Source organism: Sabulicella flocculans, from assembly GCF_045449635.1.
GTDB lineage: Bacteria > Pseudomonadota > Alphaproteobacteria > Acetobacterales > Acetobacteraceae > Roseococcus.
In genome coordinates, this window is the sequence record NZ_JBJJBR010000018.1 from 55,657 (window position 1) to 64,781 (window position 9,125).

A 9,125-nucleotide genomic window follows, 5' to 3' on the forward strand; every position below is an offset into this window, starting at 1 on the left:
GCAAGGCGCGCGGCGCCCCCGCCGTGCTGCCCTGCGGGAAAAGGGGGGAGACGCACCGCATGGCACCGCCACACCTGATGGGCGCGCAAGGCGCCCCCCGCCGCCGGGCCGCCCTGGCCCGGGGCGCGGCCTCGGCGCGGCGCAGCGGGGCCCCCGGGCGGCCGGGCCCTGAGGGCGCCGTGGCGGCCCCCGCGCGTGGGCCCCGCGCATGAAGGTCGCGCTGCTGGCCGACATCCACGCCAACCTGGAGGCGCTGGAGGCCTGCCTGGCGCACGCCGCCGCGCAGGGGGCGCAGCGCCTGGTCCTGCTGGGGGATCTGGTGGGCTACGGCGCCGACCCGGCGGCGGTGGTGGCGCGGGTGCGCGCCCTGGGGGCGCCCTGCGTCCAGGGCAACCACGACCACGCTGCCCTGCACGGCCCGCAGGGCTTCAGCGCGGGCGCGGCGGCGGCGATGCGCTGGACCCAGGCGCAGCTTTCCGCCGCCGACAAGGCGTGGCTGGACGCGCTGCCGCTGTCGCTGGACGAGGAGGACCGCCTCTACGTCCATGCCGAGGCCTCGGACCCCGCGGCCTGGCACTACGTGGAAGGGGCGGCGGAGGCGCGGGCCTCGCTGGCCGCCACCACGGCGCGGCTGACCTTCTGCGGCCACACCCACGTGCCGCTGCTGTGCGGCATCACGCCGACCGACAAGCTGGCGACGCACCGCCCGCCGCCCGGCGCGCCGATGCCGCTGCTGGAGCCCTGGCGCTGGCTGGCGGTGATGGGCGCGGTGGGCCAGCCGCGCGACGGCAACCCGGCCGCCTGCTACGGCCTGCTGGACACGGCGCGCAGCGAATGCGCCTGGATGCGCGTGCCCTACGACATCGCCGCCGCCCAGGCCAAGATCCGCGCCGCCGGCCTGCCGGACGCCCTGGCCGACCGCCTGGCGCGGGGCGCCTGAGCCGTGGCGCGCAGCGGCGACGTGCTGGGCGGCTTCACCCTGACGGAGATCATCCATCGCGGGGGCATGGCGGTGCTGTGGGGCGCCACCCACCCGGAGCATGACGGCCCCATCCTGGTGAAGCTGCCGAAGCTGGCCGAGGGCGAGGACCCGGCCGCCATCGTCGGCTTCGAGATGGAGCGGATGATCCTGCCGCGCCTGTCCGGCCCGCACGTGCCGCGCTGCCTGGGCACCGGGCACGAGCCGCTGCCCTGGATCGCGATGGAGCGCGTCGAGGCGGCCTCCCTGCTGCCGCTGCTGGAGGCGCTGCCGCTGCCCTTCGCGGAGGTGGCGGCCATCGGCGCCGCGGTGGCCGACGCGCTGGACGCGCTGCACCGGCAGGGCTGCGTGCACCTGGACATCAAGCCCTCCAACATCCTGCGCCGGGCGGATGGCAGCGTGGTGCTGGTGGATTTCGGCCTGTCCCACCACGCGCTGCTGCCCGACCTGATGGAGGAGGAGTTCCGCCTGCCCTACGGCACCGCCCCCTACATGGCGCCGGAGCAGGTGGCGGGCGTGCGCGGCGACCCGGCGAGCGACCTGTTCGCCCTGGGCGCGCTGATGTGCTTCTTCACCACCGGGGTGCGCCCCTTCGGCGACCCGCAGCGGCTCTCGGGCCTGCTGCGCCGCCTGTGGTGGGACCCGCGGCCGCCGCGCCAGCTGCGCCCCGACACCCCGCCCTGGCTGCAGGAACTGGTGCTGTGGTGCCTGGAGGTGGAGCCGCAGCGCCGCCCGGCCTCGGCCGCGCAGCTGGCCATGCTGCTGCGCCACCCGGAGCAGGTGCCGCTGACGGCGCGGGCTGAGCGCACGGCGCGCGACCCCTGGACGGCGCGGGTGCGCCGGCGCTTCCACCCCGAGCACCGCCCCCGGCTGCGCCGCGACCGCCCGGCCGAGCCGGGGGCGGACGCCCCCATCGTGGCGGTGGCGGTGGAGCTGGCGGGCGAGGCGGGCGCCCTGGACGCGGAGCTGCGCCGCACCCTGGGCCACATCCTGGCCGCCACCCCCGGCGCGCGGCTGGCCTGCCTGAACGTGCTAAAGGGCAACCTGATCCGCCTGGACACCACCCTGGACGCCGAGGGGCGCAACCGCCACCTGCAGCGCCTGCTGGAGCTGCGCCACTGGGCGGCGCCGATGGCCCTGCCGGAGGAGCGGGTGAGCTTCCACGTGCTGGAATCCGCCAGCGTGGCCGGCGCCCTGCTGGACTACGCCGAGACCAACAACGTGGACCACCTGGTGCTGGGCGCCAGCGCCGACGGGCTGGGCCGCCGCGTGCTGGGCAGCACCAGCGCGGAGATCGCCCGCAGCGCGCCGTGCAGCGTCACCGTGGTGCGGCGGCGGGGCTGAGGGCGCCCACCCGCCACATTCCGTTCACCCCATGGCCCTGGCGTGCCACAATCGCGTGGCAGCTTGCCCCTGCCGCAAGCCTTCCGGGACCCGAGACGCCAATGCCCCAGACCATCGCCCTGGTGGATGACGACCGCAACATCCTCACCTCCGTCTCCATGACGCTGGAGCAGGAGGGCTACGCCGTGCGCACCTACACGGATGGCGAGAGCGCCCTGCAGGGGTTGCTGAGCAAGCCCGCCGACCTGGCGGTGCTGGACGTGAAGATGCCGCGCATGGACGGCATGGAGTTGCTGCAGCGCCTGCGCACCCGCACCGCCATGCCGGTCATCTTCCTCACCAGCAAGGACGAGGAGGTGGACGAGGTGATGGGGCTGCGCCTGGGGGCGGACGACTACATCACCAAGCCGTTCTCCCAGCGGCTGCTGCTGGAGCGCATCCGCGCCCTGCTGCGCCGGCACGAGGCGACGCGGCAGGAGGCGAACGGCCAGGTGCCCGGCGGGCTGCTGGTGCGCGGCGACCTCCAGCTGGACGAGACCAAGCATTCCTGCACCTGGAAGGGCAAGCCGGTGCAGCTGACGGTGACGGAGTTCCTGCTGGTGAAGACCCTGGCCCTGCGCCCCGGCCTGGTGAAGAACCGCGACCAGCTGATCGACGCCGCCTATGGCGAGAACATCTACGTGGACGACCGCACCATCGACAGCCACGTCAAGCGCGTGCGCAAGAAGTTCCGCGCGGTGGACGACGATTTCGCGCAGATCGAGACGCTGTACGGCATCGGCTACCGCTACAAGGAGCAGTAGGGGCGTTCCGCGAACGGGCTTGTGGTGCGCACCGGCCCGCGCCCCCCAGATGTTGTGGGCACGGGGCGTCAGCGATTCGTTCGCGCGACTCGGGGCATGTGGTTGAATCGGCGGGGATTCACCGGGGCGGGGGTTCGCCCTGCGTTCCCATGCGCCAGCCCAGCCACAGCAGCCCGGCGGCGGACAGCGCCAGCGCCGCCTCCAGCCCCAGCCGGTCGCGCAGGGAGCCGGCCAGCACCGGGCCGGCGGCTTGGCCCAGGAAGAAGTGGAAGGCGTGCAGCGCCACCGCCGAGGCCCGGGCCTCCGGCGCCACCTCGGTCACGCGGGTCTGCAGGGTGTTGTGCAGGGTGAAGAAGCCCAGGCCCAGCAGCAGCCCGCCGGCGATGAAGGCCCAGGCCGCGGGCGCCAGGGCCAGGATGGCCATGGCCGCCGCCGCCACCGCCGCGCCGCCGCGCATCATGCGGGACGGCCCCAGCCGGCGCACCAGCCAGGGCGCCAGCGCGGCGTAGAGGAAGCCGCCCGCGCCGAAGGCGGCGACGGTCAGCCCGGCCTCGCGCGTGCCGCCCAGCCCGTGCTGGTAGAGGTGGTTGGCCCAGAAGGGAAACGAGCCGAACACCAGCAGCCCCTCCAGCCCCACGGCCCGGAACAGGCGGGTGGCCGGCGGGTGGCGCAGCAGGAAGCGGTAGCGCGCCACCGCCCCGGCCAGGGAAAGCGGCCGCGCCGCCTCCGGCACGCGCTGGGCCCAGATGGTGAGGGCGGCCGCCACCGCCACCGCGCCGCACAGCGCCATCAGCCCGCGCCAGCCCAGCGCCGGCTCCAGCAGTCCCGCCGCGAAGCCGCCGGCGATCTGCCCGGCGATGGCGCAGGCCAGGAAGCGCGAGATGGCGACCTGGCGCTCGCTCATCGGGACGCGGTCGCCGAACAGGGCCAGGGTGATGGGGAACACGCCGCCGCCGGCCGCGCCGGTCAGCACCCGCAGCAGCAGCAGCACCCACAGCGCCGGCGCCAGGGCGGAGGCCAGCAGGAACAGCGCCTGGCAGAACAGCGCCACGGCGATGACGCGCTGCTTGCCCCAGGCGTCGGCCACCGGGCCCAGCACCGGCTGCACCAGGGCGTAGGGCAGGGCGAAGGCGGTGGCCAGCAGCGCCACCCGCCCGGGCTCGGCCGCGAAGTCCAGCGCCAGCACGGCCACCAGCGGGTCGGTCAGCCGGGTGGCGATGGCCGAGGCGAAGCCGCCCAGACCGAAGGTGAGGATGAGGGCGCGGTGCTGCACGCCCCCTGCATGGACCCGCGCGCGGCCCGCGCCTACCCCGGCTGCCCGGGCTGGATGCCGGCGGCGCGGGCGGCGGCGCCCCACTTCTCCATCTCGGCCTGCACGAAGGCGCGGGTTTCCTCCGGGGTGCTGCTCACCACCTCGGCGCCCAGGCTGCGGTGGCGCTCCAGCACCGAGGGGGTGCGCAGGGCGGCCAGGATGGCGCCGTGCAGCCGCGCCGCCACCGGGGCGGGCAGGCCGGCCGGGCCCATCACCATGCCCCAGGTGGAGGATTCGAAGCCGGGCAGCAGCGCCTCGGCCACCGTCGGCACCTCGGGCAGCTGGGGGGCGCGGGTGGCGCCGGTGGTGGCCAGGGCCTTCAGCGCGCCGGACTGGATGTGCGGCAGCGCGGCGGGCACGGTGTCGAACATGATGTCCACCCGGCCGGCCATCAGGTCGGGGTGGGCCTGGGTGGAGCCGCGATAGGGCACGTACTGGAACTGCACCCCCGCCTGCTGCGCGAACAGCACCGGGGCCAGGCGCACCACGCCGCCGGTGCCGGCGAAGGTGACGTGGCCCGCCGGGTGGCGGCGGGCGTGCTCCACCAGATCGCGCGGGCTGCTGGCGGCGAAGCCGCGTGCGGCCACCAGCACCAGCGGCGTGCGGGTGGTCAGCGTCAGGAAGGTGAAGTCGCGCAGGGTGTCGAAGGGCAGGCGGTAGAAGGCGGCGTTGACCGGATGCCCGACGCTGACCAGCGCCAGGGTGTGGCCGTCCGGGGCGGACTTGGCCACCACCTCGGTGCCGATGACGCCGTCGGCGCCGGCGCGGTTCTCCACCGGCACCGGATGGCCCAGCGCGGCGGCCATCGGCTCGGCGATGAGGCGTGCGGTGATGTCGGACACGCCGCCAGGGGTGTAGGGCACCACGATGCGCACCGGGCGGGACGGGAAGTCCTGGGCGCGGGCGGCCAGGGCCGGCAGCAGCGCGGGCGCGGCCAGCAGGGCGCGGCGGGCGATGGTCATGGCGCTTCCTCGGTGCGTTTGGGGGAAATCCTGCGCGGCGGCGCCGCCTCGTGCAAGAGTTCCAGCAGCCGCCGCATCGCCCCGGGCAGGATGGCCGCGGCCTCAGCCAGCGGCACCGCCTCCAGACCGGGCGGGCAGGGGCCCTCGGCCCGCCACAGCGCCATGCGCAGGTCGCGGTGGGTGAACAGGTGGCGCGCCTCGCCCGGCACGCGGGTCCAGGCGGCGGGGGCGGGGGCGTGGGCCAGGGCCTCGGCGTCGGGCCAGGGCGCGGCGCGCCAGGGGGTGCCGGGCAGGCCGGGCATGCCGCCCAGCAGGCCGGATTCCGGGCGGCGCTCCAGCGCCAGGCGGCCCTGGGCGTCCAGCAGGGCGAAGTGGGCGCCGTGCACCACCGGGGCGGCGGCCTTGGCGGGCTTCACCGGCAAGGCGTCCTGGATGCCCTGGGCCTGGGCGGCGCAGGGGCCGCGCCAGGGGCACAGGGCGCAGGCCGGGCGGCGCGGGGTGCAGACCGTGGCGCCGAGGTCGAACAGCGCCTGGGCGAAGTCGCCCGGCCGGGCGCGCGCCGCCGGCTGGGCCATGAAGGCGGCGGCGTGGCGCGCGATGGCCGCGCGCGCCCGGGGCAGCGGGGTGGCGATGGCGTGCAGCCGGGCCACCACGCGCTCCACGTTGCCGTCCACCGGCACCACCGCCTCGCCGAAGGCGATGGCGGCGACGGCGGCGGCGGTGTAGGGGCCGATGCCCGGCAGGGCGCGCAGACCCTCGGCCGTGCGGGGGAAGCCGCCCGCCGCCAGCGCCTTGGCCGCGGCATGGAGGTTGCGGGCGCGGGCGTAGTAGCCCAGCCCGGCCCATTCGGCCGCCACCTCCTCCCACGGCGCCGCCGCCAGGGCGGCCACGCCGGGGAAGCGGCGCAGGAAGCGGTCATAGCGCGGGCCCACCGCCGCCACCGTGGTCTGCTGGAGCATGACCTCGCTGAGCCAGATGCGGTATGGGTCGCCCGCGGCGCCGTCGCGCCAGGGCAGCACCCGGCGGTGCCGGTCATACCATTCGAGCAGGAGGGCGGCGTCGGCCATGGCCGGGGACAGCACGGAGGGGACGCCGAAGTCCAGGGGGGTGTTCTCCCGCGACCTCAAGCCGCTGAAGGGCGGGCTGGGGGCGCCGGTGCGCCCGGCGCGGGCCAAGGTGCCGCTGGCGCCGCCCATCCCCGAGCGCCTGTGGCGCACGGTGGAGCTGGGCTCGCTGGTGCCGCGGCTGACCCGCCCGGCCTTCCGCAGGAAAAGCCCGGAATCCGCCCAGCTGCTGGCGGACTGGCCCGCCCTGGCCGGCCCCGCCCTGGCGGCGATGGCCGAGCCGGTGCGGCTGTCGGGCGGCACGCTGACCCTGGCCTGCACCGGCCCGGCCGCCATGGAGCTGGGGCTGATGGCGCCGGTCATCGTCGAGCGGCTGAACGCCGCGCTGGGCCGGCCGGCGGTGCGCAAGCTGGCCTTCGTGCAGCGCGCCCCGCGCCTGCCCGGCCCCGCCCGGCCGCGCCGCCCCCCGCCGCCGGAGGCCCCGGCCGAGGGGCTGGAGGCGGCGCTGGAGCGCCTGGCGCGGGCGCGGCGGCCCTGAGTCTCGCTGGACACGGCCCGCCCGGCTTGCCAGATGGGCGGCGAGAATGAGGAGGCCCCCAATGACCCTGTCCCGCCGCGCCCTGGCCGCCCTGCCGCTCGGCCTGGCCGCCGCCCCGGCGGCCACCCCGGCCCTGGCCCAGCCCGACCCCCGCCTGGCCGAGCGCGCCACCGGCCGCGCCGAGGCGCCGGTGGTGGTGCAGGAGTTCTTCTCCCTGACCTGCGGGCATTGCGCCACCTTCCACAACACGGTGTGGCCGGAGGTGAAGGCCAGGCTGGTGGACACCGGCCGGGTGCGCATGGTGTGGCGCGACTTCCCGCTGGACGGGCTGGCCCTGGCGGCGGCCTGCGTCGCGCGCTCCCTGTCGGCCGAGCGCTACGAGGGCTTCGTGTCGGTGCTGTTCCAGTCGCAGAACCGCTGGGCCTTCGCCGAGGGGCGGCAGATGGAGGAGCTGGCGCGGCTGGCCGCCCTGGCCGGCATGGCCCGCGGCGAGTTCGACCGCGCCGTGGCCGACGAGGCGCTGCGCCGCGCCGTGTTCGAGGGGCGGCAGGAGGCGGTGCGGCGGCACAGCATCTCCGCCACGCCGTCCTTCCTGTTCAATTCGCGGCTGCACACCGGCGGGCTGGACTTCGCGCGCTTCGAGCAGAACGTGCGGGACGCCCCCCGGGCGTGAGCGAGGCGCCGGCCCCGGCCGAGGACGCCCCGCCGGAGGAGCGCCGCCGCCTGACCGCCACCCTGGCCGGACTGCGCATCGCCGGCTTCAAGAGCTTCGCCGAGCCGGTGCAGGTGCCGGTGCTGCCCGGGCTGACCGGCATCGTCGGCCCCAATGGCTGCGGCAAGTCCAACGTGGTGGAGGCGCTGCGCTGGGCGATGGGGGAATCCTCCGCGCGCTCGCTCCGCGGCGGCGAGATGGACGACGTCATCTTCGCCGGCACCGCCACCCGGCCCGCCCGCAACCTGGCCGAGGTGACGCTGCGGCTGGAGGAGGCGGTGGGCGTGGCCCCCGCCCCGCAGCACGAGGCGGCCGAGCTGGACGTGGCCCGGCGCATCGAGCGCGGCCAGGGCAGCGCCTACCGCATCAACGGGCGCGAGGTGCGCCAGCGCGACGTGCAGACCATGTTCGCCGACCTCGCCTCCGGGCCGCGGGCCTCGGGCATGGTCAGCCAGGGGCGGGTGGCCATGCTGATCGGCGCCCGGCCGGAGGAGCGGCGCGGCGTGCTGGAGGAGGCCGCGGGCATCGCCGGGCTGCGCGCCCGCCGCCACGAGGCCGAGCTGAAGCTGCGCCAGGCCGAGACCAACCTCGGCCGCTCGGAGGACCTGCTGGCGCAGCTGGCCGCCCAGGGGGAGGCGCTGAAGCGCCAGGCCCGGCAGGCCGCGCGCTATCGCGGGCTGAACGACCTGGTGCGCGAGGCGGAGGGCGCCTGGTTCGCCCTGCTGGTGGCCCGCGCCGAGCAGGCCATCGCCGCCGCCGCCGCCGCGCTGGCGGCGCGCGCGCAGGCCCTGGCCGCCGCGGAGGCCGCCGCCGCCGACGCCGCCCGCCAGGACGCCGCCGCCGGCGCCGGTCTGGAGGCGCCGCGCGCCGAGGAAGGCGTGGCCCGCACCCTGCTGGAGCGCCGCCGCGTGGAGGCGGAGGGGCTGCAGGCCGAGGCGGAGCGCGCCCGCGAGGCGCTGGCCAGTGCCGAGGCCGCCCTGGCCCAGCTGCGCGCCGACGCCGCCGACGCCGCCCGGCTGGAGGAGGACGCCCAGTCCGCCGGCGGCCGCGCCGCGCGGGAGGAAGCGTCGCTGGCGGCGGCGCTGGGGCGCATCCCCGCCCGCATGGTGGAGGCCGAGGCCGCCGCCGCCCGGCTGGGCGAGGCGGTGGCGGCCGAGGAAGCCCGCACGGAGGCGGCCACGGAGGCCGCGGCGGCGCTGGCCGCCCGCGCCAACGGCCTGGCGCAGGAGCTGGCCTTCGCGGAATCGCGCGCCGCCCGGCTGGCGCGGCAGGCGCAGGAGGCCGCCGGGGCGCTGGCCCGCGCGCGGGCGCAGGAGGTGCCCGCCGGCGAGCAGGAGGCGGCGGCGGACGCCGTCGCCACCGCCGCCCGCACCCTGGAGGGGCTGCGCGCGGCGGTGGAGGGCGCCGAGGC

General features: G+C 77.2%; 9 protein-coding genes. 6 read left to right on the top strand and 3 right to left on the bottom strand.

Annotated elements, in window-relative coordinates; genetic code table 11:
- The first annotated feature begins 208 nt into the window (after positions 1-208).
- From ACI6QG_RS15235 to ACI6QG_RS15245, 3 genes are all read left to right on the top strand, one after another.
- The gene (locus ACI6QG_RS15235; protein WP_407025432.1) at positions 209-940 is read left to right on the top strand and encodes a metallophosphoesterase family protein; all 732 of its coding nucleotides are present in this window, start codon (positions 209-211) and stop codon (positions 938-940) included.
- 3 nt (positions 941-943) lie between these two features.
- The gene (locus tag ACI6QG_RS15240) at positions 944-2,323 is read left to right on the top strand and encodes a serine/threonine protein kinase (protein WP_407025433.1); all 1,380 of its coding nucleotides are present in this window, start codon (positions 944-946) and stop codon (positions 2,321-2,323) included.
- A 101-nt stretch (positions 2,324-2,424) separates the two neighbouring features.
- The gene (locus ACI6QG_RS15245) at positions 2,425-3,126 is read left to right on the top strand and encodes a response regulator transcription factor (protein WP_407025434.1); all 702 of its coding nucleotides are present in this window, start codon (positions 2,425-2,427) and stop codon (positions 3,124-3,126) included.
- Between the two features lie 118 nt (positions 3,127-3,244).
- Here ACI6QG_RS15245 and ACI6QG_RS15250 read toward each other — a convergent pair whose 3' ends face one another.
- From ACI6QG_RS15250 to ACI6QG_RS15260, 3 genes are read right to left on the bottom strand one after another with little or no spacing between them, the layout of a single operon-like run.
- Positions 3,245-4,399 (bottom strand): MFS transporter, encoded by a 1,155-nt coding sequence (locus ACI6QG_RS15250; protein WP_407025435.1) that lies wholly within the window; start codon positions 4,397-4,399, stop codon positions 3,245-3,247.
- Between the two features lie 32 nt (positions 4,400-4,431).
- Complete coding sequence (locus ACI6QG_RS15255) at positions 4,432-5,400, bottom strand: tripartite tricarboxylate transporter substrate-binding protein (RefSeq protein WP_407025436.1); 969 nt, start codon at positions 5,398-5,400, stop codon at positions 4,432-4,434.
- A complete protein-coding gene (locus ACI6QG_RS15260) occupies positions 5,397-6,467 on the bottom strand; it encodes an A/G-specific adenine glycosylase (protein ID WP_407025437.1) in 1,071 nt (356 codons plus the stop codon). Before ACI6QG_RS15260 ends, ACI6QG_RS15255 begins: the two co-directional genes overlap by 4 nt.
- On the opposite strand from ACI6QG_RS15260, the gene ACI6QG_RS15265 reads away from it, so the two are divergent.
- The 3 genes from ACI6QG_RS15265 to ACI6QG_RS15275 form a co-directional block, all read left to right on the top strand.
- Entirely contained in the window at positions 6,466-7,002 is a 537-nt protein-coding gene (locus ACI6QG_RS15265) for a DciA family protein (protein WP_407025438.1), read from the top strand. The genes ACI6QG_RS15260 and ACI6QG_RS15265 overlap by 2 nt on opposite strands.
- Before the next feature lie 61 nt (positions 7,003-7,063).
- On the top strand, positions 7,064-7,675 hold the full coding sequence (locus tag ACI6QG_RS15270) for a DsbA family protein (protein ID WP_407025439.1): 612 nt from the start codon (positions 7,064-7,066) through the stop codon (positions 7,673-7,675).
- Positions 7,676-7,725: 50 nt separating this feature from the next.
- On the top strand, positions 7,726-9,125 hold a 1,400-nt coding region (locus tag ACI6QG_RS15275; RefSeq protein ID WP_407025442.1), incomplete at its 3' end, for an AAA family ATPase.